Below are 23,091 nucleotides of genomic sequence, written 5' to 3'. Positions count from 1 at the left end.
ATCATGAGACGAGGTGAAACGGATGAAAACATGGATGAAATGGGCCCTGACCGGGGCAATCCTATATTTTGCCATAAGCGTTTTTGATTTCTCTTGGTTGTTTATCATCGTCGGGGCGCTCGTATTGAACGAAGTGTGGTCGAACAGCAAACGTCGGAAGCGCTCACCGGCGCCCGTCGCCAAGCGGGCCAAAAAGAAATTGTTGCTCGATGAGGATGAACCGTTCGTCGGTTCACGCATCTTGAAACCGCTCGAAGAAGCGGCACCGGTGCGCCAATTTGAAGCGACAGATGATTTAGAGCTTCAATTTTTACAGCGGACGATTGAACAAGGCTATGAGAAGTTACAACAGATTGACCGCGTCTTGCCTGAGATTAAAGACATCGAGGTGCGGCGTGAGATGAAGGCGGTCTCGAAAGAAGCACACGAACTGTTCGCTGAGCTGTTCGAGAATCCTCAAGATGCCAAGCATGTCCGTGACTTGTTCACGTTCTATTTGGACTCGCTCGTATCGGTCGTATTGAAATTCAAAGAACTAGAAGGAAAACGGGTCGTCATTCAAGAAGAGACACGTGAACAGTTGATGACCAATATGCGGCTCATCGTCGACAAGTTCAAACAACAGCGCAGTCGTCTCCTCGAAGATGACGCGGTCGATTTTGAACGAGAGTTGATCATGATGGAGAGAGTATTGGCCGATCAACCAGAAGGGAGAAAAAAGCATGACTTCATCGAATGAAACGAACTGGCAGTCATGGCCAGAAGAAGAACTTACTTCCCAAACGAAAACGAAGACGGAAACCGATGCGATTTCGGACCCGTCCGTGGACTGGTCAGCGATGACCGAGAAACATGAGGTACCGGCCATTCAAGTGAATGCCGACGTCCCACAAGCGCACCGGGAACGCATCACGCGCATCGCGGAGTCGATTGATATTAAAAAGACGGATTCCGTCATGCTGTTCGGTTCGAACGTACAACGTGAACTATCGCAATTCTCGGACCAAATCTTGACTGAGGTCCGGATGAAAGATGGCGGAGACGCCGGCAAGCTGTTGTCCGACTTGATGCAGAACGTGCGCAAGATGGACCCGGACATGTTGCAACCGGAAAAGAAGAGCTTCATGGACAACCTGCCGCTCATTGGCCGGGCCAAAAAGAAAGCCGAGAACTATAAGTTACAGTTTGAAAAGATGAGCGTCTATTTAGAAGAGGTCATCCATAATCTAGACCGAGCCAAGTTCGGTTTGATGAAGGATATCACGATGCTCGATCAAATGTACGACAAAAACAAACGCTACTTCGAAGAACTAAACGTCTATATCGCCGCTGGGGAGACGAAGCTTGATCACGTACGGAGCTATGAGATTGCCCCGCTTCGTCAAGAAGTCGAGATGTCGAAAGACCAGGTCAAACTGCAACAGTTGAACGACATGATTCAACTCGCAGACCGGTTTGAGAAGAAGTTGCACGACTTGAAACTGAGCCGGACGATCAGCCTACAGATGGCCCCGCAAATCCGGGTCATCCAGCAGAACAACCAGATTCTAGCCGAGAAAATCGAGTCGGCGGTCGTCAATACGATTCCACTCTGGAAAAACCAAGTCGTGCTCGCGCTCAGCTTGACGCGGCAAAAGACGGCGCTCCGGATGCAGCAAGACGTCACGAAGACGACGAATACTTTGCTCGAGCAGAACTCGAAGATGTTGAAAGACTCGTCAATCGAGATTGCCACGGAGAACGAGAAAGGCATCGTCTCGGTCGAGTCGCTCAAAGTGGCGCACGAGAACTTGCTTTCGACGCTCGATGAGACGCTCCGGATTCAACAAGAGGGACGTCAGAAGCGTCGTGAGGCGGAACGTGAACTCGATCGGATGGAGCACGAGTTGAAAGAAAAAGTCATCGAGATTGCTTCGAAAAACAAAGAGTTGCCAAAAGAGACTGGATATTGAACGGGGAAAGTCTGAGCATTCAGACTTTCCTTTTCTTCGAGGAGGATCAACAATGGATAAACAACACCTATGGGACGAGACGTGGTTACAGTTTGCCGATATGATGGCGGTACGTCATTCGAAGTGTGCTTCTAAAAGTGTCGCTTGCGTCATTGTCAAAGATGAGAAGCCGATTTCGATTGGCCTGAACGGCACGCCGCCGGGGCATACGAACTGCAATGAAATCTTCTTAAAGCGGGATGATGGATTTTATAAGCGTGCTGAATACGTATCCGCGAATGCGGTCGACTTGCTCGAGACGCCGGTCTCGTTCATTCATGACGGTGTGACTTATATCAAATGCTCTGACCCGTACGATCATCACAATTGGTCGAAACAACATGAGATTCATGCTGAAATCAACGCGATCGGAAAGCTCGCCGCCGATTCGACGAACGCTTTCGGGGCGACGGCTTATGTGACCCATTCGCCGTGCCACGCCTGCTCGCTCGCTTTGATCGCCTCCCGCGTCGCCCGTGTCGTCTATGCGGTTGGTTATGAACATGGCGACGGTCTCGATTTGATGCGCGAGAGCGGAATTGACGTGGTACATATGCCACTTGAAAAAAGTTTTAAAAACACATTGTAAACGTTTACATTCGGTGTTATATTATTAATGTACTGCCAATGGTGTTTTACTCTTCCATTATTTGTCTCTCCTCGGAGGGACCTTTTTTATGTTCACAACTAGGTGAGACAAAAATTCCACAAAATGTTCAACATTTCACAATCTTTTCGGGGGTTTCTTTCATATAATGAAAGTAGATTAACGAGAGGGGAAATGTTACATGGAAAAACAAGTTCGTTTCACAGATGGTGCCTATGATGTGGAAGCGTTGATCACACTCGAAGAGGTGTGGGAAGATAAGTTCGCGATTGGAACGCATAAAGAGTTGGCAGTCAAAGCACTTAAGATCAATGGAAATGATATTTCAGAAATGAAGCACGTCCGCGCGCTACTCCGTTACTATCCGACGCTAGGTGTATCGGGTATCTTGCTCGCGCTCGACGATGCGGCAGCCGAGATCGTTCGGATGTCGGGCGACAAGGATCCAGCCCTTCAATTCGTCGAACTCGTCGCGTTACAGATGGACGAAGCGGCTACGAATGAATTAAAAGATTTATACGCTGCAATGGCGGTCTAAATAGCAAAGGATGACAATTCCGTCATCCTTTTTTCATTTTTAGGTTGCATTGCCGAATTAGTATGGTATTATTGTCAATAGATGAAGAAATGGAACGCCATATCGTTATCGACAACCAAAAATGGGGATCTAGATAGCTAGATCGCTGTGAAAAAGCCACGTTCATAGGAACGTGGCTTTTTTTTGTATGCTTTCGAATCCGGCACCCACATCTTTGGCAATATGGGCGTCCGAACCGAGCACGAACGGGATGCCGAGTCCGGCCGCATCAGACGCGACCTCGATCGCATACGGCTGTCCGCATTCGGGTTTGCGGAGTCCGGCCGTATTCAAATCGATCCCGAAGCCACGGGCAGCCATCGTCTGGAGCAGGCGCGACTGTTCGGCCTGGACGTTGGACCGGTCCCATACATAGTTGGACTGATATTTGATTGGTAAATCGATATGCCCGATGCGGTCCACTTTCAGGCGCTCCCAAGGGAATGCGAGGCCGGCAGCAAGCGCCGTATAATATTGTTTCATCACGGCCTCGAACGAGCCGATACGTTCGACGAGGACATGAAACGTCTCGAGCGAGAAGTCGACAGGCAGGAGCTCGCCGTCGACGAGTATAAAGTGTTGAGACAAGATTGTTTCATCTAATACGTCGGCATAGGGCTCGAGCAACGCCAACGTCTCAGCTTCATAGCCGGGCAAGTAGTCGATCTCTAAACCGAGGCGAAGGTCGAGTGCCGGATACGTCCGTTTTAACGACTGCAAGGCCTCGATATAATCTGGAAGCAACTCGAACGCCATCGCCGAGTCTTTGTCTGGTGTCGGGTCTTGAAACCGGGCCGGGAGCGGAGCGTGTTCGGTGAACGTGAGTGTCTTGATACCACGGGCTAACGCCTGCTCGACGTACGCCTGGAGCGGGTCTGTCGAGCCATGTGGGCAAAATGGGGTGTGAAGGTGACCATCACGGGTAAAGTCAATCATCATGCGACATTCCTTTCGAGTTCGCCGGTTGACAGCACCGGCTTGGTTTGATAAATTTAACACACTACTTTAGTTTGGTAAAGTGATAATAAGATAAAGGGTGATATCGATGATTTGGTTCAATACAAAAGGATCCATCCCGGAAGGATGGCAAGAATTGCAAGGGGAGGACGTTCTGCGTCCGAAGCAGTGGATGTTATCATTTCTCGAACGAGCCGAATCGAACGGCTACAGCGTGATCGAACCCCCACTCGTAGAATATTATTCGCACTATCAAGACTTGGCCTTGTTTGATGAGTCGGCCTATTATCGTCTGTTCGGGAATGACGGAGAGTTGCTCGTCATGCGTCCAGACTATACGTTACAAATTGCACGGAAACTCGCGGACGGTCATGAGCCGATGCGTGTCGCATATGCCGGTGCCGTCTACCGACGTACCCCGAAGCATTCGGGACAGCCGCATGAACGTCAACAGCTCGGTCTCGAATGGATTGACGGGGACGCTCCTGATATGGAGTTGATCGCCTCGTTCCTCAGTATGACCGAGCGTGTCCTGCCGCAAGACGGACTCCGGATTCAAGTTGGATCGGCTGCCTTGGTCGCTGCAGTGGCGGACGAAGCCGGTATCCCAGAACGGACGTTACGCCAATATTTGGCGCTCCGTAACTTGGAATCGCTTCGAGAACTCGCCGATACGTATCAATACCCGTTAATCGCGAAATTACCGTTCTTGATTGGTGACTCTGCACTTGATGAGTTACGTGAAGTCGCGGAGCCAAGCTTGACGGCTGCAATCGATGAAGTCGAACGGGCGGTCGAACATTTACGGTCCATCGGTTTGAATGTCTCGTACGACTTTGGTCAGACTGGTGATTTTGATTACTATTCAGGATTGACGGTGACAGGAAGCATCGACGGACGGCGCGTCCTCTCGGGTGGTCGTTATGATTCATTATACGGACATTTTGGACAATCTCGACGAGCGTTCGGCCTGTCCCTTGATTTAGAACAGTTAGGTGAGGTGATTTTATGAAGGTAGCCATCGCAAAAGGGCGCATTGAAAAAGCGGCCCGAGACTATTTCGAACAAGTCGGACTTACCGTTTGGCCTGAAAAGCGCGGCCGCGAACTGACGGTCGAAGTCGACGGGCATGAGTTCATCTTCGTCAAAGGGGATGACGTCTACAAATATGTCATGCACGGCGCCGCTGATGTCGGCGTCGTCGGCGGAGACATCTTGCGAGAGAAAACGCCGGGCGTTCTTGAAGTCGTCGACTTGCCGTTCGGCCGTTGCCGCATGGCGGTCTGCGGACCGAAAGAACGGAAGAATGGAACGAAAAAATTGAAAGTCGCGAGCAAATATCCGAATATCGCCATCTCTCATTTCGCTTCGAAACGACAGAACGTCGAAGTGATTGCATTGAACGGATCGGTCGAACTCGCACCGCTCACAGGTCTCGCCGATTGCATCGTCGATATCGTCGAGACGGGGGCGACGCTCCGCGCGAACGACCTTGAAGAATACGAGACGATTTTCACGGTGAACGCCAAGTTCATCACGAGTGAGGCGGCACTCGCCAACAATCCTGATGAATTGAAGGCGTGGATTCGTCGCTTGGGCAAGGAGGATTCTCAATGAGCACTGAAACGAACCGGACCCGGCGGGAAAGCTGGGTTGAAGCGGTCAAACCAATCCTCGAGGCCGTGGAGTCGAACGGGGACGAGGCGCTCCTCGCATTCACGAAGAAATTTGACGGCGTCGACAAAATTGAGACGGTCGATTTGACGACCTTTACGCCGCCTGAAGCATACGCCGAACTGATCGAGGCGTTGACGCTCGCCGCCGAACGCATTCGCACGTTTCACGAACGCCAGCGACGTCAAGATGACGTGTACGAAGACGGCATGTTCCGGCTTGGACGTCGTTTCATGGCGCTCGATTCGGTCGGTGTGTATGTACCAGGCGGGACGGCCGTCTATCCGTCGAGCGTGTTGATGAACATCATTCCCGCGAAAGTGGCAGGCGTGAAGCGAGTCGTCATGGTGACGCCGCCGAAACAAGACGGCATCGATTTGTCGTTATTGATTGCGGCAAAAATCGCAGGGGCGGATGAATGTTATCTCGTCGGCGGGGCGCAAGCCGTGGCCGCCTTGGCGTTCGGCACCGAGACGATTCAACCGGTCGATAAAATCGTCGGGCCTGGGAATGCCTATGTCGCGACGGCAAAATCGCTCGTCTCCCACATCGTCGGCATCGATTCGGTCGCTGGACCGTCCGAGGTACTCATCATCGCCGATGAGACGGCCAATCCGAAATGGGTCGCCGCCGATTTGCTGGCTCAAGCCGAACACGATGTCGAAGCGACGGCACTTGTGCTCGTCACGACTGACGAATTGGCCGAAGCGATTCGACAAGAATTAGAGCGACAATTGGCTGAATTACCCCGGCGTGACATTGCGATAGAGGCGATGAAGCGCGGGGGTGTCCTCGTGAAGACGAAGGATGAGGCGATTCGGTATGCGAACGAGATGGCGGCTGAACACGTCCAACTCGCCGTCGCCGACCCGGAAGATTACATGCAAGCCATCCGTCACGGTGGATCGTTCTTCCTCGGTCATGAAGCGGCGGAGGCGTTTGGGGATTACATCGCTGGACCGAACCACGTCCTGCCGACGAGCGGGACGGCCCGTTTCTCGAGCGGTCTCTCGGTCGATGATTTTTACCGACGCCAGACGTTCCTGCAAATGACAGAACTCGATGAGCGCATCACGCGTGCCGCGATTCGAATCGCGCAACAAGAACAACTTGACGGCCACGCCCGGGCGATGGCGGTCCGATTGGAGGACGTATGAGACTGAACTATGAGACGATTCCACGCTACGTTCCGCATGCGGTCAAAGGGCACGCGTTGAATCAAAACGAAAGCCAATATGTCTTCCCAGAGCGCTTAAAGACGGCTATCCGAGAGCTTCCGCTCGACTTGAGCCATTATCCGGTCGACGAGTTGACGGCGCTTAAACAAAGCTATGCGGCGTATGCCGGTGTGAGCCCGCAGCAACTCATGGTCGGCAGTGGCAGCGATGAATTGCTCGCGATTCTCTGTCAGGCCATTCTCGATGCCGACGATGTCGTCGCCGCACCGATTCCAGACTTTTCGATGTATGGGATTTATACGCACATCGCCCGCGGGAATTTCGTACAGCCGGATACGGACGGATTGTCGTTCGAGGCGCTCATGCAGACGATTGAGGCGGAACGGCCGAAACTTGTCCTCATATCGAACCCGAACAATCCGACCGGAAAGATGTGGTCGCTCGATGATCTTGAGACGATTGCCAGTCGAGTCCCGTATTTGGTCGTCGACGAAGCGTATATCGATTTCACGATGGAAGATTCATTCAAAGACCGCCTAGCGGATCACGCGAACGTCATCATTCTCCGGACGTTATCGAAAGCGTTCGGACTCGCGAATCTGCGCATCGGCTTCATGATTGCCGACGAGCGCTTAGTCGAGAAGATTGACCGGTTCCGCTCGCCGTTCAATGTGAGCGGGCTGAGTGCGGCCGTGGCGACGGTCGTCTTGAACGACTCCGCTTATATCGATGAGTCGATCAACTTCCATCAAACGCAGCGACAAAAGCTTGAGACGTTGCTCGCACCGATTGGGAACGTCTTGCCAAGCCGTGCTAATTTCCTATACGTCGAGACACCGGACAGCGAAGCCTGGGCCGCCCGATTCCTTGAAAAAGACGTGCACGTTCGCGCGTTCGCAGACGGGCTTCGTGTCAGTGCGGGTACGGACGAGGCATACCGCTTGCTTCAACAAACGATAGAAGAGGTGACTTCACTTGAGAACAGCTGAGACGAAACGAGAGACAAAAGAGACGAACATTGAGCTCAAGCTTGATTTGAACGGGACGGGGCAGAGTGACGTTAAGACAGGCGTCGGCTTCTTTGACCACATGCTGACACTGTTCGCGTTCCACAGCCAAATCGATTTGACGGTCCATGTCGAAGGGGATACGTGGGTCGACGCTCACCATACGGTCGAAGACGTCGGAATCGCCCTCGGGCAGATGATCAATCAAGCGCTCGGTGACAAAATCGGTATCCGCCGCTACGGCACGAGTTATTTGCCGATGGATGAGACGCTCGCGCGTGCCGTCGTCGACGTGTCCGGCCGTCCGTTCCTCGTCTACCGGACCGAAATCAAAAATCCGAAACTCGGGGACTTTGATACCGAGCTCGCCGAAGAGTTTTTCCGGGCCGTGGCGATGAACGCCCGCTTAACGCTTCATCTTGAGGTGCTCTACGGGTCGAACTCGCACCATATGATTGAAGGGCTGTTCAAAGCGTTCGGTCGCGCCCTCGCTGAAGCAATCGGGCAAGACGGATCGAATCGACTCCCATCGACGAAAGGACTGATCGAAGGATGAAGGTCGCGGTCATCGATTATGGAATGGGCAACGTATTCAATGTCGAACGGGCGCTCCAAGCCATCGGCTGTTACGTTACCATCACGAACGATCCTGTCGACATCGAGGCAGCTGACGCCATCTTGCTTCCGGGCGTCGGCGCATTCCCGCAGGCGATGCAATCGCTGAACGAGACGGGACTGATTCCGTTGTTAAAGCGCTCGGCACAGGAGAAGCCGTTCCTTGGCATTTGCCTTGGCATGCAACTCTTATTCGAGTCGAGCACGGAAGGGATCCCGACAGAAGGACTCGGTTTGATTGAAGGCCGCGTTGAACGGATGCGTGCGAAACGTCTGCCGCACGTCGGCTGGAACTCGATTTTACGAGACGAGGACGTCTATTTCGTTCACTCGTATCACGTCATGACCGACCCGGTAAATGTAATCGCCTCTGCCGATTATATGGGTGAAGACGTGCCAGCCATCGTGCAAAAAGGGCTCGTCACGGGGATGCAGTTCCACCCGGAGAAGAGCGGCGCGTTTGGACTCAGTTTATTGAAAGAATGGAAGGAGGCGGTCGAACGTGAGATTACTACCGGCCATTGATTTGATTGACGGAAAAATCGTCCGCTTGACAGAAGGCGATTTCAATACAGAAGAACAGTACGGAGACCCGTATGAGAAATTGAAGGAGTGGCAAGGGCGCGTCCCGATGCTTCACTTGATTGATCTCGAAGGGGCGAAAGCCGGTGAACCGAGACATCTCGATGTCGTCCGCTTTGCCAAAACGTGCGGTTTCTTCGTTCAGACTGGCGGGGGCATCCGTTCCGAGGAAGCGCTCGACGCGGTCATGGCGACCGGTGCGGACCGGGTCTTGCTCGGGACGAAAGCGTTCACAGACTCGGATTTCTTGAACCGGGCGCTCGCGAAGTACGGGGATCGTGTCGCCGTCGCCCTCGATGCCTATGATGGCATCGTCGCCGTCAACGGCTGGCAAGAAGCGACCGACTTAAAAGATATCGATGCCGCGAAAGGGCTCGTTGACCGTGGTGTCAAAACGATTCTCTATACGGATATCGGGTCGGACGGGAAGTTGAACGGACCGAATCTCGAGCGGATGAAGGCGCTGCGTGAGGCTGTTTCAGTCACGCTCATCGCTTCGGGTGGTGTGACGACCGAGGCTGATGTCGAAGCACTTCAAGCGGCCGGTATCGACGAAGCGGTCGTCGGGAAGGCACTACTTTCCGGACAAGTCAGCCTCGATGACTTGATTGAGTGGGAGGCGCGCCATGCTTAAACGTCGCATTATTCCGTGTCTTGATGTGAAAGACGGTCGTGTCGTCAAAGGAATCGAGTTCGTGGCACTCCGGGATATCGGCGACCCGGTCGAGATTGCTAAGTATTATGACGCATCCGGTGCGGATGAGCTCGTGTTTCTAGATATCACTGCGAGTACGGAACGCCGCCAGACGATGCTTGACGTCGTCAGTGCCGTCGCCCGGAAAGTGTTCATTCCGCTCACGGTCGGTGGCGGTATTCGGTCGCTGGAGGATATTTCCTCGCTCTTAAAAGCCGGGGCCGATAAAGTGTCGCTCAACACGCTCGCCGTCGAATCACCCGATTTGATTAAACGAGCGGCCGAGCGGTTCGGGTCACAATGTATCGTCATCGCCATCGACGTCAAGTTTGAGGACGATGATTACTTCGTCTATACGTATGGTGGGAAGAACCGGACCGAGTTGCGGGCCGTCGATTGGGCAAAGCAAGTGGCTGCACTTGGGGCGGGTGAACTGCTCGTCACGTCGATGAATCAGGACGGAAAGCAGAGCGGCTACGATTTGCGAATCCTTGATTTGCTCCGGGACGCCGTCGATATCCCGATTATCGCCTCTGGCGGTGCCGGGAACGCGAATCATGTCGTCGACGCGCTCGAGAAGGTCGATGCGGCGCTACTCGCCTCGATTTTGCATGACGGGAAAACGACAGTGGAAGAGGTGAAGAACGTATGCAACGAGCACAACTTGCCGATGCGGTTCGTTACGACGCAAACGGATTGATTCCAGCCATCATCGTGTCGACAGCGGACGACGCCGTCCTCATGTTAGGCTATATGAACGATGAGGCGATTCAAAAGACGCTCGAGACGAACACAGTCACGTTCTGGTCACGTTCGAAAGGGCGACTCTGGATGAAAGGGGAGTCGAGCGGAAATACGCTCGAGCTCGAAAGCATCCACGTCGATTGTGACCAAGACGCACTCTTGGTACGTGTCCGTGCCAATGGACCGACGTGTCATACGGGAAATCGAAGCTGCTTTTTCACGGAGGTGGAAGGATGATTCACGAATTAGAGAAGTTGATTCAAGAACGACAGGCGTCACCGAAAGAAGGGTCTTATACGTCTTATCTATTCGACCAAGGTGTCGACAAGATTGCCAAGAAGTTTGGGGAAGAGTCGTTCGAAGTCGTCATCGCGGCACTGAACGATGAAGATTTAGTCGAAGAGTCGGCCGATCTCTTGTACCACTTGCTCGTCTTGCTCGCCGCCAAAGGCGTATCGTTACAAGACGTCGAGACGCTTCTCGCCAAACGACATGGGACGACGACTCCGGCGAAACCACGCCGTGACGTCACTGACTGGTAACACAAAAAGGAACGAGGCCATAAGCGGCTTCGTTCCTTTTGATTAGCGGTTGACCGAGGCGGCCATGCGGATGTACGTATGACGTCGTCCACGGATGGCGATTGATAACGCCTGAATGTTCTCTGGTGTGGCGATTCCGGACAGCCCAGCATCGCCGATATGGAAGATATCCGTCCCGCCGCGCTTCGAGGACAAGGCGATGTCACGAATCGTCGCTTCATCTGACCCTTCTTGCGACGTACCGATGGCGGCGAGAACGAGTTTATCCAACGCCTGAATCTCGCGCGTGACTTCATAGAATTCATTTTCGCGGACGCCAGGAACGGTGCCGGGCGCTGGAATCAAGATAATGTCGGCCCCGGCCTCAGCAAAGCGGACATACGCCTCTTGATCGAGCACTCGGCCGACACCGGCTTGGTGCATCTTGCCGGCGATGATGACCCCAGCGAACTCTTGGCGCGCGTTGATGATGGCTTGCTCGATTGCCTCATTCGTCACCCCGGTGTTCGGGTTGCCGGTCAAGCAGATAAAGTCGATTCCGAGCTCGGACGCTCTGGCGAATGCCTCCCGTGTCGCGAGCCGTCCTTGTTTCACGTCATACATGTCCTCCGATTTCTCGGAAAAGTCGACTGGTTCGAGGTTGACCCCAATCGGCAAACCGACGAGCCGCTTCAATTCCATTATCGGATTGTCAGACATTGTCTCGCCCGGTACGTTACCGAACAAGGCGTGGCTTTCGAGACCCTTTATGTACGGGTGGAACACGTCGAGCATATTCAATAGAATCATATCGGCTCCGAACGCTCGAGCGAGTTCGGCGTTCGTCACTTCTGGATAGAGCGGCTGCACGGTCGGGATGACCTCGGCGAGGACGGTCCGCCCCTCGGCTTTCCGAATCGATCTAATCAAATCCGAACGATTGAACGTCAAGAAATCACTGGCTCTGCAATCAAGAATTCGTTTCATCTGTCTATTCCTCCTCTAATTCGTCATGTTCCTATTCCCCGTTTGGTCAGAAATTCCTCTATACTAAAAAAAGAAAAGGGGGAGAAGCAGATGACAGAAAAAGAAAAGATGATTCGAGGCGAACTTTATATGGCCGGGGACGACGAGCTCGTCGCCGACCGGCGTCAGGCCAGACGTTTAACGGAACGGTTCAATCGGTCTGGCATCGATGAACTGGATATCCGCAAAGCCTTGTTAGCGGAGCTGTTCGGGTCGACCGGAGGTTCGTTTTATCTGGAACCGACGTTCAAATGCGACTACGGCTATAACATTCATCTCGGAGAACGGTTCTTCGCCAACTTTGACTGCGTATTCCTCGACATCTGTCCGATCACATTCGGTGACGATTGTATGCTCGGTCCAGGTGTGCACGTCTATACGGCGACGCATCCGCTCGACCCGATCGAACGAATCTCGGGCCTTGAATACGGGAAGCCGGTAACGGTCGGACATCGGGTATGGATTGGCGGCGGAGCCATCTTGAATCCAGGGGTGACGGTCGGTGACGATGCCGTTATCGCCTCTGGCGCCATTGTGACGAAAGATGTGCCAGCTCGTGCCGTCGTCGGGGGGAATCCAGCAAAAGTGCTCAAGTTCATACCATGACGAAACGACCCGTCGTGATGTCGGGTCGTTTGTTTATACTGTCGGTTGTGACGCGTAGGTGACTAGTGCCTGACGTGCTGCTTCAAGAGCAGATTCACTGCCGAGGGTGATGCGAATCCCATTCGGTTGCCGGGACGTGTGAACCCCATGCGCGGCGAGGTGAGCCCAAACGGCTTCCGGCTCATCGAGCGTGACGTAAATGAAGTTCGCCTCGGCGGGATGGACGTGTCCAATCGTGGCGAACAAGTCGGTCCACTGTCCACGCATGTCGGCGTGCCAAGCGATGGCCTCATCGAGATACGTCACATCTTGTAAGAACATGTTGGCGATTTTCGCACTGACGCCGCTAATGTTGAACGGCGGAACGAACTGACGGAAGTAAGCGACGAGTTCAGTCGTCGTCACCATGAAACCGAGGCGGACGTTGGCCAGGCCAAACGCCTTCGATAACGTCCGCAACACGATCACATTCGTGAATGAATCAAGGTGAGCCACCATACTCGACGCCGGCGTGAAGTCGATATACGCCTCGTCGACGATCAAGTACGGCACCAGTCCCGCTAGTTCGGTCAATTCAGCGACGCTCCACAATTTTCCGGTCGGATTGTTCGGGTTCGACAACAGCAACAGCTTCGGTGTGTGTTTCGTGATCGCCTGGACGAGTGCGTCATACGACAGGTCATCGGCTTGCACGTGACGACCGTGCGCGATCGTTGTGAAAATCGGATAGAGTGCGAAATCCGGGCTCGGTGACAAGACGACGTCTTCCGGTGCCAACAGCGCCTGGGTGACGACGTGAATCATCTCGTCACTGCCGCAACCGACTAGCAATTGATTCGGCTCGACACCGGCGTAGGCTGCATAACGGGTGAACAACTCGTCAATCGGTTGGACCGGATACTCATGTAAGTCTTGGAACGAGATCGTCGCGAGCTGGTCATACAGGCGGGACGGCACCGGGAACTGACTCTCGTTTTGATTCAAACGGTAACCTTCTGGATAGGTGACTGGATAAATTGGCAACGAGACTGGTCTCATTCCGTCGGCTCCATCGAGAACCATTTTTTGGCGAGTTTGTCGATTTCACCTGAGTCAATCATCTTGTTCAACTCCTCGTTGAACTGATCGCGAAGGTCATCCTCCAATTTAAAGGCGGCTGCAGAACCTTTCTCGCCATCTTCTTTAAGCGCGAACGTATAGAGCCCTGCGTCTTGATCCAAGTATTTTTGGGCGACCGTGTCCTCGATGACCATCGCGTCGATCCGACCCGTATTCAACTCTTGGACGATCTCTGGAATCTTATTCAATGAGACGAGCTCTGCCTCCGGAGCTTGGTGTTTGGCGATGTTTTCTTGAATCGAAGCCGTTTGGACACCGATTTTCTTGCCGGCGAGCGCTTCGATCGATTCGAGTGACTCATCTTTCGTCATGACTAAGTTCGTCGCCGACAAGTAGATATCCGAGAAGGCGGCATTTTCTTTCCGCTCTTCGGTCGGCGTCATACCGGCCATAACGAAGTCGACACGTCCGGCGTTTAGTGCCCCGAGCAGGCTACCGAAGTCCATGTCTTCAATTTTGAGTTCGTAGCCGAGGCGTTCCGTGACCGTTTCGGCAATCTCGATATCAAATCCGACAATCTCGTCCCCGTTCGCCGTATCGACAAACTCATACGGGAAGTAATCGGCGCTCGTTCCCATGACGAGTGTCTTTTTCTCTTCGCCCGTCGTCTCTTGGCTACATCCTGCTAATAATGCATTTGCCACTAATCCCCCTGTAATGACCCACTTTTTCATGTATGAATTCCTCCTTCAAGATATGAGACTAAGTGTATATGTATGATTATTAGTTGTAAAGCATAAAAATACAAAAAAGTTTAAAAAAATGCATCCGGTCAAAAGTCGCAGGATGCATCAGGTGGTCTATCAATCCCTTGAAGATAGGCGATGACGTCAGGCAAGTACGTCTCGAGGGGGCGATTCGTATCGATTGTAAGCGTATGCATATGTGCAGGTCTTTCACTGGCTGTGACAGTCCGATAAAAATCTTCTGGTGACACGCTCCTGATTTGACTGAGCTTTCGCTCGCGCTCGCGCAAGCGACGATTGATTTCATCGACGTCGTCGACGAGACACTCGACGTAACGATACGTGGCTCCGCTATCTGCCGTCATCGCCAGGCCGCGGTCAATCATTACGCCATACAGACAGGGGCTATCTAGAATGACATTCCGTCCTAAAGACAGATGGAACTCGACGAGCGCCCAATCGAGATCATAGGCGACTCTTCCGGCCAGCTCTGGGTCGAGCGAATGTTGTGCGGTTGATTCGAGCAGTGCCGTCTTCGTGACATCGTGATCGACGATGACCGCATCCAGTCGTCGGGCGATTTCCCGAGACAGCGTCGACTTACCTGATCCGGGGAAACCGGACATTTGTAGAAAGAACATGGAGGCCCCTCACGTTTCGTTTGATTTCCCGCGGCTGAATCCGGCGAACAACCGGCCGCTGAACGGGGAGAGCGTCTCATCGACGTAACAGATGAGCGCGTCGGTTTCGTTCGTTTGATAATACGCCTCAAGGGCGTAAGTGAGTTGACGTGCGGCTGACGCATCAAATTGTTCAAGCGAACGATAAGTCCATTTCGATGAACCAATCCATTTTTTGTTCGTACGCAATATGAACTCAGCCGTGAGCTCACCGATTTTTGCGGCGATGAACAGTCCTTCCGAGCGACGGGTACATCCAATCAAGTCATCGAGTGCATCGGTCAGAAAGTATCGTTTCAACTCAATCGTCTCGTCCGACCAAGCCTCCGGCCCGCTGTCGAGCAACGCGTTCGCTTCACGTTTGATGTCTTCGACGATGTCTGTGTCCTTCAAGACGATGCCTTCGGTGACCATTCTCGGTAACGATGGAATGGCACGCTGGCAATCCTGTTCGAAGAACGTACGATACGACGTCAAGTTATGGGCAAACAGTTCGATGGGCCATCCGGACTCGATGAACGATTCTCGATAAGACGAGACAAGGGTGTCGTCGAAGATGATGATGTCTAAATCCGACGTCTCGGTCGCCTCACCACGGACGACGCTCCCGGCGAGCAACGCGGCCTGACAGTAGGGAAAATGTGTGGAGATAAAGTGATGCGCCGCTTCAAGCGGGTCAATTTTAGAAGACATCATGGACTCCTTTCAAGTAGAAGTGCGGCAATCAACAAATGGACGTCCGGCGATAACACGCTGTTCCAATAGGCATTCGCCTCCTCATCGGACAAGCCATTCATGAAACCTACGTAGCCCCCGTCAGCATTGGCACATCATCAGGACGTTTCCATCCGGGTCTTTGAAATTAAACCAATGGTCGTGTTCAATCGGGGTTACAATGTCAATTTGTCGTTGCTCCATGTGCGCATACGCCTGATGAATATCCGTTGTGTTCAAATGAAACAGTGGAGTTTTCAGGACGTTCCTTTCAGAAAATATCTTACTATCCAGCACGAGATTCGGTCCGTCGAGCGGAACGACATAGAGATGACCGAACAAAATCTGCCCATCTGCTGGTAAATCGAATAGCTGACAGTACCAGTCCCGTGACGTCGCAACGTCTCGGACGGGAATAAAGACGGTCCCGATTTCTGCGAGAATTGGATTCATTTATTCGCCTCCAGTTAATTCGCTACGAAACGACGGACTTCGGCCCGTGAACGCAGGACAATGATGTCTTTTTCGGATTCAAGTTTGTGTAAACGTTGCAAAATCGCTGGTCGCTGCGACTTTGGATAATCCCATACCCACTTCAAGAACTTCGGATCAAACCGTTCCTCACAACCAGGGGCCCATGTCCGGACGTGTTTTGCCGTGATAGGACAGCATGCGCTTCAAGACGCGATACGTGCAGACGATGCGCGGCAAATCAAGAAATACGACCGTATCGGAAGCATCTACTCGCAAATCGAGTGTGCCGCCGTAATTGTCGTCGATAATCCACGAATCACGTTCAATCAACTCGGACTGAATGACGATTTGTTCTTATCTCGTGGCGGGTGTCCAATTCGGTTTCCATACCAAGGCAGCCAAATGGTGGACGTCGATGCCGAGTCGAGTTCCTAACTCGCGGGCGAGCGTCGATTTGCCTGAACCACCCGAACCGACGAGAAGTATTTTTTGCATCGAATACCGCCTTTTATAGAGTAATCTTCATAAATTTACTGACGTCAGTGAAGCCGATTTGTTCATACAGGTGCATCGCCGTTTGATTGTGGGCATATACGTTCAAGCGTACGTCGGTATAGCCCATTTGTTTGAACGTATTGAGCGCTTCTCGCATTAACTGTTTCGAATAACCGCGGCCCCGATATGTCGGTTTCACATACAGGTCGTTGATCCAGCCGACCTCCTCGCCAGTCAAATAATCAAATGCTTTGTCGATTTGCGTCCAGCCGATGAGTGTATCGCCATCAACCAGACAGAGAAAATAAGCGCCAAACTTTGCGGAATGCTCGTACGCTTCGATCATCTTTTCCTGATTATCGGGCGAGACGTGAGCAGTCGCTTCTTCGCGATTGGTGCCCGCGAGTGCATAAATTTCGGCTTGTTGTGATTCGGTGGCTCGTTGAAACGTGAGATTCATATCCATTCCGCCTTTAATTAGGAGTCTTTCGATTCAAGGATTCGCCATTTCTCAATGACACCGTCCTCTTCGTACAGGATGCGTACTTCCATCTGGTTTAGGACTAGCCGTTGCTCGCTAGCGAACAGCACAATCGGATAACCGATTGATAGCGGTTCGTCCGCTTCGAAGACTGGGCTATGCGCCTGCATGGCATAATAGCCGTCCGAGCGCGTGTTGGCCGCCCCGGCATCGACTTGAAGCACCGTCTCGAACCCTTGCAGTCGGAGCACATAACTATATGTTGTGCGGGCCCCGCGTTCGAGCCGCCACTCCTCAATGATTGCCTCCCGGCCATCATTCACTTCCTCGAGTAACACTTTTTGGGCTGTGTACTCGCGTTCATACGGAATCATCTCTTGAATGTTGACAGCCGTCATGGTGGCGACTTTTTGTGATTCTTCGGATGGGGGTGTGATTAAAATACCGATAAAAATCAAGATCGGAATGAGCAGATAAATGATGACCCGACTTCGCATATGGTTTCACCTGTCCTTTATCGATTTTTTTCGCCATCTTCCGGCAGAACCCTGCCTGGCGGATGAAATATGTTCATACGACAGGTTGAAATGTCTCGGATTTCGGGAAGGCATGTATGATGAAGGCAGGAGGGGATTACTATGCGAATCGGGATTATCGGTGGGGGAATTGCCGGATTGACGGCGGGTGCGCTTGCGAGCCGAATCGGCCATGACGTGACCGTATACGAGTCGTCACGTGAATGGGGTGGTTGTGCCGGGAAATTCGAACGGGGGGACTATCGATTCCCGGCCGGGGCGACGCTCGGGATGGGATTTGAACCGGGGGGCCTGCATGAGCGAGTCTTATCTTATTTAGGTGAAACGATTGACGTTCGTCCATTACCTGAGGTGATGCAGATTCATCTAGATGGAAAGACGGTCCGCTATCATCAAGACCGGAATCAATTTTTAGCAGAACTCGAGACGATGTTTCCGGAGCTTGCTCCGCAGATTCGAGCCTTCTTGAATGAGGTGTGGGCCGATTTCGAGACGATTCGTCCTTTGTTTGAGACGCTACCGGCCTTGCCGATTCGGACGATTCGTGACGCCACGCTCGCGATACGTGCGTTTCGACCGGAACAACTTCGGGCGTTCCGGAAGTTGTATCGACCGCTCGGTACAACGTTAAAACGGCATCGATTAAACGGAACTACGTTCGAGCGGGTCATCGATGGGATTTTGCTCGACAGCTTGCAGACCGGTGCCCGTGAAGCGAGCCACTTGCTCGCGGCCGTCGCGTTATCGATTTATCATGAGGGCGCGTATTACGTCGATGGGGGCTTGTATACGCTCGGCCACGCCTTGGAACGAGCGATTCGGCAAGACGGGGGGATGACGCTCCTCGGCCGGCAAATCGTGAAAGTCGAGCAAGTCGCGGACGGCTGGTTGTTAACCGATCGCCGTGGTCGGCTCGACCTCGTCGATGTCGTCGTGTCGGCAATCCCGCTCGAGGCGACCGCTCAGTTGGTCACGGGACAAGCGGAACGACAGTTTAAAAGACAGTACGGCCGTCAATTAAAACGGATGCAATGGGGAACGTTCAGTCTGTATATCACGTTACCGGAAGCGGCGTGTACGGGACGTCCGCTCTTCCAACAAGTGTATAGTGACGATTTGCCGTCAGGTCACGCCTTCATTTCAATGTCGGCTGCGGACGATACACGCCGGACCGAACTGCCGGAACGAACCTTGACCGTCTCGACTCATATCGACTTGTCGGAGTGGCAGGCTTGGAAGGACAAGGCAACCTATGAGAAACTAGAGGCAGAATGGACCGAGCGCCTCGTCAAGGCAGTGCGACGGGCGTTCCCGAGTTGGACCGGCACATCGTCGGTATTGCTTCCGGGTGGACCGGGGGCGTGGGTGAAATATACGAAACGTCCGCACGGTGCGGTCGGTGGATATGCCCAAACACCGCAACAAGCATTATTCCATGCGGCGAGCTATCGGGCGAACCTAACGAATTTTTACGTTTGCGGCGACACGGTGTTTCCAGGTGCCGGGACGATCGGGGCGATGACGAGCGGGCTCCACGTCGCCAGAGCGCTCGGTTCGACGTTATAAGGGGGACAAGTTTAGATGCAGAAAAAACGGTTTGACGAATTGACGACGAGAGAGCTCTATGAGTTATTGGCGCTCCGCACTGAAATCTTCGTCGTGGAACAAGATTGCCCGTACCAAGAAGTCGATGGGAAAGATGTGACGGCCGTCCATTACTGGATTGAGGCAGACGGTCGCCCGATCGCGGCGTTACGTGTCCTCGAGGATGAATCGCCAATCGCCATCGGTCGTGTCGTCACAAAATCGACGCATCGGGGACAAGGCCATTCGCGGCGCTTGATGCAAGAAGCCGTGGCCGACTTTGGGGATCGCGATTTGTATTTGCAAGCGCAAACGTACGTGGAGCCGTTCTATGCAAGCTTTGGGTTCACACGAACGAGCGAGGAGTACTTAGAGGATGGGATTCCCCACGTCGATATGGTTCGGACGGCGACCGTCTCGAAGTGAATCGATGCAGTACCGTTTGCCATAAGTTCGTGGTAGAATGATGAGGAATACTTGCGTGCGTCAAGACGTGCGTTCAATCATAGAGAGCAAAGGGGTTTACGATGGTGACTGATCAAACTGTGATTCAAAAAGCGAGAGAATTAGCCGACTTATTGGCGAGCACGCCGGAAGTGGCCCGCTTCAAAGAAGCGGAAACGAAAGTGAACGAAAGTGAGCGCGTTCAAACGTTAATCAAACGGATCAAATACTTACAAAAAGAAGCCGTCAACTGCAAGCACTACGGGAAGACGGAAGCACTCGCCAAAGTCGAGCTAAAAATCGACAAGGCGATGGACGAACTCGATTCGATTCCGGTCGTCCAGGCGTTCCAAGAGACGCAAGTCGAAGTGAACGATTTGCTTCAATACGTGACGGTCACACTCGCCAACTCGGTGACAGATCGCATTATCGAGTCGACGGACGGTGACGTTCTCGCCGGCAAAACAGGTAGCGGCATGGCAGCGGAGAAATCACGCGGCGGCTGCGGATACTAACAAACAGACAGCTGGCCTTTGGTCAGCTGTTCTAATTTCTAGAGGTGAACACGAATGGAAACGATACATCAAACCCCGATGATGAAACAATACTTTTCAATCAAGGCCGATTATCCAGACGCCTTTCTCTTCTACCGGCTCGGTGACTTTTACGAGCTGTTTTTTGAAGATGCTCAAATCGTCGCCAAAGAGCTCGAATTGACATTGACTGCGAAAAACGGAAAGAACGCCGAGCACCCGATTCCGATGTGCGGGGTCCCGCATCATTCCGCTGCGATTTATATCGAGCAACTTATTGAAAAAGGGTTCAACGTGGCGATTTGTGAGCAGATGGAAGATCCAAAAGCGACGAAAGGACTCGTCAAACGGGAAGTCATTCAAGTCATCACGCCGGGTACATATATGGCCGCGCTCGGTGAGAAAGAGAACCGGTATTTACTATCGGTCGTGAACGTCGCAGGCCGTTTTGGGATTGCCCGCGGCGACGTGACGACAGGTGAATCATGGTTGACGACCTTACCGTCGCGCGAGGCCGTCCTACGCGAAGTCGAAGGACTGGTCCCGAGCGAGATCATCGTTGATGACGCCGAGTTGGCAGACCATCTCTCATCACTCGGCATCCCGCTGTCGGTACAGACGGAGCGATTGTCGAGCACGTTGTCGAGCGGTGCCCGCGACGAGGCGCAAGTAAGTGCGTTCGAACTCCTTTTCGCCTACTTGACGCGGACGCAAAAACGAGCCCTCGATCACCTGCAGCCCGCTGTCGCCTACGAGGTTGAGGCCCATATGCAACTCGATGCGAACACGGCCCGGAACTTGGAGCTGTTCCGTTCGGCCCGGTCCGGGGAACGGAAAGGATCACTCCTCGCCCTGCTCGATGAGACGACGACGGCGATGGGGGGACGACTATTGAAACGTTGGCTCGAACAGCCGCTCTATACGGAACAGGCGATTCGTGAACGCCAAGATGCCGTCGAAAATTTAGTCGATGATTTCATGCTCCGCGATCAATTACGGGAGCAGTTACGTCACGTCTACGATATCGAACGGTTCGTCGCGAAAGTAGGATACGGGACGGCCAACGCACGTGACCTCGTTCAGTTGCGGAACACGCTTGAACGCATTCCAGCGGTACGAGAGTTGCTCGCGAATGTCACGGCAACACGATTGCATCACATCGATGCGACACTCGACACGTTCGACGCGCTATCGGAACGACTTCAGGCGGCGCTCGTCGAGACACCACCCATCTCGATTAAAGAAGGTGGCATGATTCGTTCAGGCTATTCGACAGAACTCGATGAACTGCTCGAGGCGAAAGCGAACGGGAAGATGTGGATTGCCAATCTCGAGCAACAAGAGCGGCTCGCGACCGGCATCAAGTCGCTGAAAATCGGCTATAACCGAGTCTTTGGCTACTATTTGGAAGTGACGAAAGCGAACGCGCGCTTACTCGAAGAGGGGCGGTATGAACGGAAACAGACGCTTACGAACGCCGAACGCTATGTCACGCCTGAGTTAAAAGAAAAAGAAGCGCTCATCCTCGGTGCCGAGGAGAAGAGCTGTACGCTTGAATATGACTTGTTCGTCACGTTACGTGAAGAAGTCAAACAAGAGACGAAACCGCTCCAACAACTGGCCCGCTCATTAAGTGAACTAGATGTCCTGCTCGCGCTCGCCATTGTCGCCGAAAAACGGGACTATGTCCGGCCGACAACGTCAAACAATGTCCAAATCGATCGTGGGCGCCATCCGGTCATCGAAACGGTATTGCCTCGTGGTGAATACGTGGCCAACGACTTGACGCTCGATGACACGCGGCGCATGCTGTTGATCACCGGACCGAACATGTCCGGTAAATCGACGTATATGCGCCAGTTCGCACTGATTGCCATCCTGCATCAAATCGGTTCGTTCGTGCCGGCCGAAGCGGCCGAACTTCCATTGTTCGATCGCATTTTTACCCGCATCGGGGCAGCCGATGATTTGGTGAGCGGTCAGTCGACGTTCATGGTCGAGATGACGGAGACACGGCAGGCGGTGACGGAAGCAACAGCAGATAGTCTCATCCTCCTCGATGAGATTGGACGAGGAACCTCGACGTATGACGGCATGGCGCTCGCGCAGGCCATCGTCGAATATATCGCGGCCACCATCGGCGCGAAGACGTTGTTCTCGACCCATTATCACGAGTTGACCGTGCTCGAGGACACGATTCCTGCCCTTGAGAACGTGCACGTCCGTGCCATCGAACGGGACGGGCGCGTCGTCTTCCTGCATGAAGTTCACCCGGGACGGGCCGACAAGTCGTACGGGATTCATGTCGCCGAACTCGCTGATTTGCCGCCTGATTTGATTGAACGGGCGCGAACGATTTTGTCTGAGCTCGAGACGGAACCGAAACCGGCCCGCACAGTCGTGGAACATCCGGTGCCAGCCGAACCTGTGGCCCAACTGTCACTATTTGAGGCGGAAGACGATATCAAACGACAACTGCTCGGCCTCGATTTACTGGCGATGAACCCGATTGAGGCGATGCAGGCGCTCTATGCGCTCCAACAATCTGCGAAGAAGGGGTGAGTCG

Annotated in this window: 28 protein-coding genes and 1 pseudogene; 19 read left to right on the top strand and 10 right to left on the bottom strand. The window is 53.2% G+C overall.

Annotated elements, in window-relative coordinates; all coding sequences use genetic code 11:
• The first annotated feature begins 22 nt into the window (after window positions 1-22).
• The 4 genes from KNP72_RS08095 to KNP72_RS08080 all read left to right on the top strand — a co-directional run bounded on the left by KNP72_RS08095 (window position 23) and on the right by KNP72_RS08080 (window position 3,136).
• Entirely contained in the window at window positions 23-739 is a 717-nt protein-coding gene (locus tag KNP72_RS08095) for a 5-bromo-4-chloroindolyl phosphate hydrolysis family protein (protein WP_214832804.1), read from the top strand.
• The gene (locus tag KNP72_RS08090) at window positions 723-1,952 is read left to right on the top strand and encodes a toxic anion resistance protein (RefSeq protein WP_021067252.1); all 1,230 of its coding nucleotides are present in this window, start codon (window positions 723-725) and stop codon (window positions 1,950-1,952) included. Before KNP72_RS08095 ends, KNP72_RS08090 begins: the two co-directional genes overlap by 17 nt.
• A gap of 52 nt (window positions 1,953-2,004) precedes the next feature.
• On the top strand, window positions 2,005-2,580 hold the full coding sequence (locus KNP72_RS08085) for a deoxycytidylate deaminase (RefSeq protein WP_029595628.1): 576 nt from the start codon (window positions 2,005-2,007) through the stop codon (window positions 2,578-2,580).
• Between the two features lie 199 nt (window positions 2,581-2,779).
• Window positions 2,780-3,136: a hypothetical protein gene (locus tag KNP72_RS08080; protein ID WP_214832803.1), complete on the top strand. Its 357-nt coding sequence runs from the start codon at window positions 2,780-2,782 to the stop codon at window positions 3,134-3,136.
• A gap of 162 nt (window positions 3,137-3,298) precedes the next feature.
• Here the strand turns inward: KNP72_RS08080 and hisJ are convergent, their stop codons facing one another.
• Window positions 3,299-4,111, bottom strand: a complete 813-nt coding sequence (hisJ, locus tag KNP72_RS08075) for a histidinol-phosphatase HisJ (RefSeq protein ID WP_214832801.1) — start codon at window positions 4,109-4,111, stop codon at window positions 3,299-3,301.
• Between the two features lie 109 nt (window positions 4,112-4,220).
• Here hisJ and KNP72_RS08070 point away from each other — a divergent pair, with 109 nt between their 5' ends.
• The 10 genes from KNP72_RS08070 to hisE are packed head-to-tail and all read left to right on the top strand — an operon-like array spanning window position 4,221 to window position 11,168.
• Window positions 4,221-5,144 carry an ATP phosphoribosyltransferase regulatory subunit gene (locus KNP72_RS08070; RefSeq protein WP_214832799.1) on the top strand — a complete coding sequence of 308 codons (924 nt, stop codon included), beginning with the start codon at window positions 4,221-4,223 and terminating at the stop codon, window positions 5,142-5,144.
• Window positions 5,141-5,749 (top strand): ATP phosphoribosyltransferase, encoded by a 609-nt coding sequence (gene hisG, locus KNP72_RS08065; protein ID WP_214832797.1) that lies wholly within the window; start codon window positions 5,141-5,143, stop codon window positions 5,747-5,749. The genes KNP72_RS08070 and hisG overlap by 4 nt, the downstream gene beginning before the upstream one ends.
• A complete protein-coding gene (gene hisD / locus KNP72_RS08060) occupies window positions 5,746-6,963 on the top strand; it encodes a histidinol dehydrogenase (protein ID WP_214832795.1) in 1,218 nt (405 codons plus the stop codon). Before hisG ends, hisD begins: the two co-directional genes overlap by 4 nt.
• A complete protein-coding gene (locus KNP72_RS08055; RefSeq protein ID WP_214832793.1) occupies window positions 6,960-7,973 on the top strand; it encodes a pyridoxal phosphate-dependent aminotransferase in 1,014 nt (337 codons plus the stop codon). The genes hisD and KNP72_RS08055 overlap by 4 nt, the downstream gene beginning before the upstream one ends.
• The gene (gene hisB, locus KNP72_RS08050; RefSeq protein ID WP_214719730.1) at window positions 7,960-8,547 is read left to right on the top strand and encodes an imidazoleglycerol-phosphate dehydratase HisB; all 588 of its coding nucleotides are present in this window, start codon (window positions 7,960-7,962) and stop codon (window positions 8,545-8,547) included. Before KNP72_RS08055 ends, hisB begins: the two co-directional genes overlap by 14 nt.
• Complete coding sequence (gene hisH, locus KNP72_RS08045) at window positions 8,544-9,131, top strand: imidazole glycerol phosphate synthase subunit HisH (RefSeq protein WP_214719729.1); 588 nt, start codon at window positions 8,544-8,546, stop codon at window positions 9,129-9,131. Before hisB ends, hisH begins: the two co-directional genes overlap by 4 nt.
• On the top strand, window positions 9,109-9,822 hold the full coding sequence (gene hisA / locus KNP72_RS08040; RefSeq protein WP_214719728.1) for a 1-(5-phosphoribosyl)-5-[(5-phosphoribosylamino)methylideneamino]imidazole-4-carboxamide isomerase: 714 nt from the start codon (window positions 9,109-9,111) through the stop codon (window positions 9,820-9,822). Before hisH ends, hisA begins: the two co-directional genes overlap by 23 nt.
• A complete protein-coding gene (gene hisF / locus KNP72_RS08035) occupies window positions 9,815-10,582 on the top strand; it encodes an imidazole glycerol phosphate synthase subunit HisF (RefSeq protein ID WP_214832791.1) in 768 nt (255 codons plus the stop codon). The genes hisA and hisF overlap by 8 nt, the downstream gene beginning before the upstream one ends.
• On the top strand, window positions 10,531-10,863 hold the full coding sequence (gene hisI, locus KNP72_RS08030) for a phosphoribosyl-AMP cyclohydrolase (RefSeq protein ID WP_214719726.1): 333 nt from the start codon (window positions 10,531-10,533) through the stop codon (window positions 10,861-10,863). The genes hisF and hisI overlap by 52 nt, the downstream gene beginning before the upstream one ends.
• Window positions 10,860-11,168 (top strand): phosphoribosyl-ATP diphosphatase, encoded by a 309-nt coding sequence (hisE, locus tag KNP72_RS08025; RefSeq protein WP_214719725.1) that lies wholly within the window; start codon window positions 10,860-10,862, stop codon window positions 11,166-11,168. The genes hisI and hisE overlap by 4 nt, the downstream gene beginning before the upstream one ends.
• Before the next feature lie 42 nt (window positions 11,169-11,210).
• Here hisE and KNP72_RS08020 read toward each other — a convergent pair whose 3' ends face one another.
• Window positions 11,211-12,134, bottom strand: a complete 924-nt coding sequence (locus KNP72_RS08020; RefSeq protein WP_214719724.1) for a DUF7916 family protein — start codon at window positions 12,132-12,134, stop codon at window positions 11,211-11,213.
• A 90-nt stretch (window positions 12,135-12,224) separates the two neighbouring features.
• On the opposite strand from KNP72_RS08020, the gene KNP72_RS08015 reads away from it, so the two are divergent.
• On the top strand, window positions 12,225-12,779 hold the full coding sequence (locus KNP72_RS08015; RefSeq protein ID WP_214832789.1) for a maltose acetyltransferase domain-containing protein: 555 nt from the start codon (window positions 12,225-12,227) through the stop codon (window positions 12,777-12,779).
• A gap of 33 nt (window positions 12,780-12,812) precedes the next feature.
• On the opposite strand, the gene KNP72_RS08010 is transcribed toward KNP72_RS08015, so the two are convergent.
• From KNP72_RS08010 to KNP72_RS07975, 8 genes and pseudogenes are all read right to left on the bottom strand, one after another.
• Window positions 12,813-13,817, bottom strand: coding sequence for a pyridoxal phosphate-dependent aminotransferase (locus KNP72_RS08010; RefSeq protein ID WP_214832787.1), 1,005 nt, complete (start codon window positions 13,815-13,817; stop codon window positions 12,813-12,815).
• The gene (locus KNP72_RS08005) at window positions 13,814-14,572 is read right to left on the bottom strand and encodes a transporter substrate-binding domain-containing protein (protein WP_214832785.1); all 759 of its coding nucleotides are present in this window, start codon (window positions 14,570-14,572) and stop codon (window positions 13,814-13,816) included. Before KNP72_RS08005 ends, KNP72_RS08010 begins: the two co-directional genes overlap by 4 nt.
• A gap of 98 nt (window positions 14,573-14,670) precedes the next feature.
• Window positions 14,671-15,225 (bottom strand): P-loop nucleotide/nucleoside kinase family protein, encoded by a 555-nt coding sequence (locus KNP72_RS08000; RefSeq protein ID WP_214832783.1) that lies wholly within the window; start codon window positions 15,223-15,225, stop codon window positions 14,671-14,673.
• Window positions 15,226-15,234: 9 nt separating this feature from the next.
• Window positions 15,235-15,957 (bottom strand): nucleotidyltransferase domain-containing protein, encoded by a 723-nt coding sequence (locus tag KNP72_RS07995; protein WP_214832781.1) that lies wholly within the window; start codon window positions 15,955-15,957, stop codon window positions 15,235-15,237.
• 123 nt (window positions 15,958-16,080) lie between these two features.
• Complete coding sequence (locus tag KNP72_RS07990; RefSeq protein ID WP_214719719.1) at window positions 16,081-16,431, bottom strand: VOC family protein; 351 nt, start codon at window positions 16,429-16,431, stop codon at window positions 16,081-16,083.
• A 14-nt stretch (window positions 16,432-16,445) separates the two neighbouring features.
• Window positions 16,446-16,947: pseudogene (locus KNP72_RS07985) on the bottom strand (DNA topology modulation protein).
• Between the two features lie 13 nt (window positions 16,948-16,960).
• A complete protein-coding gene (locus tag KNP72_RS07980; protein WP_214832779.1) occupies window positions 16,961-17,407 on the bottom strand; it encodes a GNAT family N-acetyltransferase in 447 nt (148 codons plus the stop codon).
• Between the two features lie 17 nt (window positions 17,408-17,424).
• Complete coding sequence (locus KNP72_RS07975) at window positions 17,425-17,925, bottom strand: hypothetical protein (RefSeq protein ID WP_214832777.1); 501 nt, start codon at window positions 17,923-17,925, stop codon at window positions 17,425-17,427.
• 141 nt (window positions 17,926-18,066) lie between these two features.
• Between KNP72_RS07975 and KNP72_RS07970 the strand changes: the two genes are divergently transcribed.
• From KNP72_RS07970 to mutS, 4 genes are all read left to right on the top strand, one after another.
• Window positions 18,067-19,530, top strand: a complete 1,464-nt coding sequence (locus KNP72_RS07970; RefSeq protein WP_214832775.1) for a phytoene desaturase family protein — start codon at window positions 18,067-18,069, stop codon at window positions 19,528-19,530.
• A 15-nt stretch (window positions 19,531-19,545) separates the two neighbouring features.
• The gene (locus tag KNP72_RS07965; protein WP_029595612.1) at window positions 19,546-19,974 is read left to right on the top strand and encodes a GNAT family N-acetyltransferase; all 429 of its coding nucleotides are present in this window, start codon (window positions 19,546-19,548) and stop codon (window positions 19,972-19,974) included.
• A gap of 101 nt (window positions 19,975-20,075) precedes the next feature.
• Window positions 20,076-20,507 carry a YlbF/YmcA family competence regulator gene (locus tag KNP72_RS07960; protein WP_021067281.1) on the top strand — a complete coding sequence of 144 codons (432 nt, stop codon included), beginning with the start codon at window positions 20,076-20,078 and terminating at the stop codon, window positions 20,505-20,507.
• 54 nt (window positions 20,508-20,561) lie between these two features.
• A complete protein-coding gene (mutS, locus tag KNP72_RS07955; protein WP_214832773.1) occupies window positions 20,562-23,087 on the top strand; it encodes a DNA mismatch repair protein MutS in 2,526 nt (841 codons plus the stop codon).
• The last annotated feature ends 4 nt before the right edge of the window (window positions 23,088-23,091 follow it).

Source organism: Exiguobacterium sp. s152 (genome assembly GCF_018618335.1).
GTDB lineage: Bacteria > Bacillota > Bacilli > Exiguobacteriales > Exiguobacteriaceae > Exiguobacterium > Exiguobacterium chiriqhucha.
The sequence above is the reverse complement of the archived record's forward strand: the minus strand, read 5'-3'. Positions and strand labels throughout refer to the sequence as shown.

Bases quoted from the DNA above. Each gene is read 5' to 3' on its own strand.
- KNP72_RS08095 (WP_214832804.1), top strand. From the start codon at position 23: ATGAAAACATGGATGAAATGGGCCCTGACCGGGGCAATCCTATATTTT.
- KNP72_RS08090 (WP_021067252.1), top strand. From the start codon at position 723: ATGACTTCATCGAATGAAACGAACTGGCAGTCATGGCCAGAAGAAGAA.
- KNP72_RS08085 (WP_029595628.1), top strand. From the start codon at position 2,005: ATGGATAAACAACACCTATGGGACGAGACGTGGTTACAGTTTGCCGAT.
- KNP72_RS08080 (WP_214832803.1), top strand. From the start codon at position 2,780: ATGGAAAAACAAGTTCGTTTCACAGATGGTGCCTATGATGTGGAAGCG.
- hisJ (WP_214832801.1), bottom strand. From the start codon at position 4,111: ATGATTGACTTTACCCGTGATGGTCACCTTCACACCCCATTTTGCCCA.
- KNP72_RS08070 (WP_214832799.1), top strand. From the start codon at position 4,221: ATGATTTGGTTCAATACAAAAGGATCCATCCCGGAAGGATGGCAAGAA.
- hisG (WP_214832797.1), top strand. From the start codon at position 5,141: ATGAAGGTAGCCATCGCAAAAGGGCGCATTGAAAAAGCGGCCCGAGAC.
- hisD (WP_214832795.1), top strand. From the start codon at position 5,746: ATGAGCACTGAAACGAACCGGACCCGGCGGGAAAGCTGGGTTGAAGCG.
- KNP72_RS08055 (WP_214832793.1), top strand. From the start codon at position 6,960: ATGAGACTGAACTATGAGACGATTCCACGCTACGTTCCGCATGCGGTC.
- hisH (WP_214719729.1), top strand. From the start codon at position 8,544: ATGAAGGTCGCGGTCATCGATTATGGAATGGGCAACGTATTCAATGTC.
- hisF (WP_214832791.1), top strand. From the start codon at position 9,815: ATGCTTAAACGTCGCATTATTCCGTGTCTTGATGTGAAAGACGGTCGT.
- hisI (WP_214719726.1), top strand. From the start codon at position 10,531: ATGCAACGAGCACAACTTGCCGATGCGGTTCGTTACGACGCAAACGGA.
- hisE (WP_214719725.1), top strand. From the start codon at position 10,860: ATGATTCACGAATTAGAGAAGTTGATTCAAGAACGACAGGCGTCACCG.
- KNP72_RS08020 (WP_214719724.1), bottom strand. From the start codon at position 12,134: ATGAAACGAATTCTTGATTGCAGAGCCAGTGATTTCTTGACGTTCAAT.
- KNP72_RS08015 (WP_214832789.1), top strand. From the start codon at position 12,225: ATGACAGAAAAAGAAAAGATGATTCGAGGCGAACTTTATATGGCCGGG.
- KNP72_RS08010 (WP_214832787.1), bottom strand. From the start codon at position 13,817: ATGAGACCAGTCTCGTTGCCAATTTATCCAGTCACCTATCCAGAAGGT.
- KNP72_RS08005 (WP_214832785.1), bottom strand. From the start codon at position 14,572: ATGAAAAAGTGGGTCATTACAGGGGGATTAGTGGCAAATGCATTATTA.
- KNP72_RS08000 (WP_214832783.1), bottom strand. From the start codon at position 15,225: ATGTTCTTTCTACAAATGTCCGGTTTCCCCGGATCAGGTAAGTCGACG.
- KNP72_RS07995 (WP_214832781.1), bottom strand. From the start codon at position 15,957: ATGTCTTCTAAAATTGACCCGCTTGAAGCGGCGCATCACTTTATCTCC.
- KNP72_RS07990 (WP_214719719.1), bottom strand. From the start codon at position 16,431: ATGAATCCAATTCTCGCAGAAATCGGGACCGTCTTTATTCCCGTCCGA.
- KNP72_RS07980 (WP_214832779.1), bottom strand. From the start codon at position 17,407: ATGAATCTCACGTTTCAACGAGCCACCGAATCACAACAAGCCGAAATT.
- KNP72_RS07975 (WP_214832777.1), bottom strand. From the start codon at position 17,925: ATGCGAAGTCGGGTCATCATTTATCTGCTCATTCCGATCTTGATTTTT.
- KNP72_RS07970 (WP_214832775.1), top strand. From the start codon at position 18,067: ATGCGAATCGGGATTATCGGTGGGGGAATTGCCGGATTGACGGCGGGT.
- KNP72_RS07965 (WP_029595612.1), top strand. From the start codon at position 19,546: ATGCAGAAAAAACGGTTTGACGAATTGACGACGAGAGAGCTCTATGAG.
- KNP72_RS07960 (WP_021067281.1), top strand. From the start codon at position 20,076: ATGGTGACTGATCAAACTGTGATTCAAAAAGCGAGAGAATTAGCCGAC.
- mutS (WP_214832773.1), top strand. From the start codon at position 20,562: ATGGAAACGATACATCAAACCCCGATGATGAAACAATACTTTTCAATC.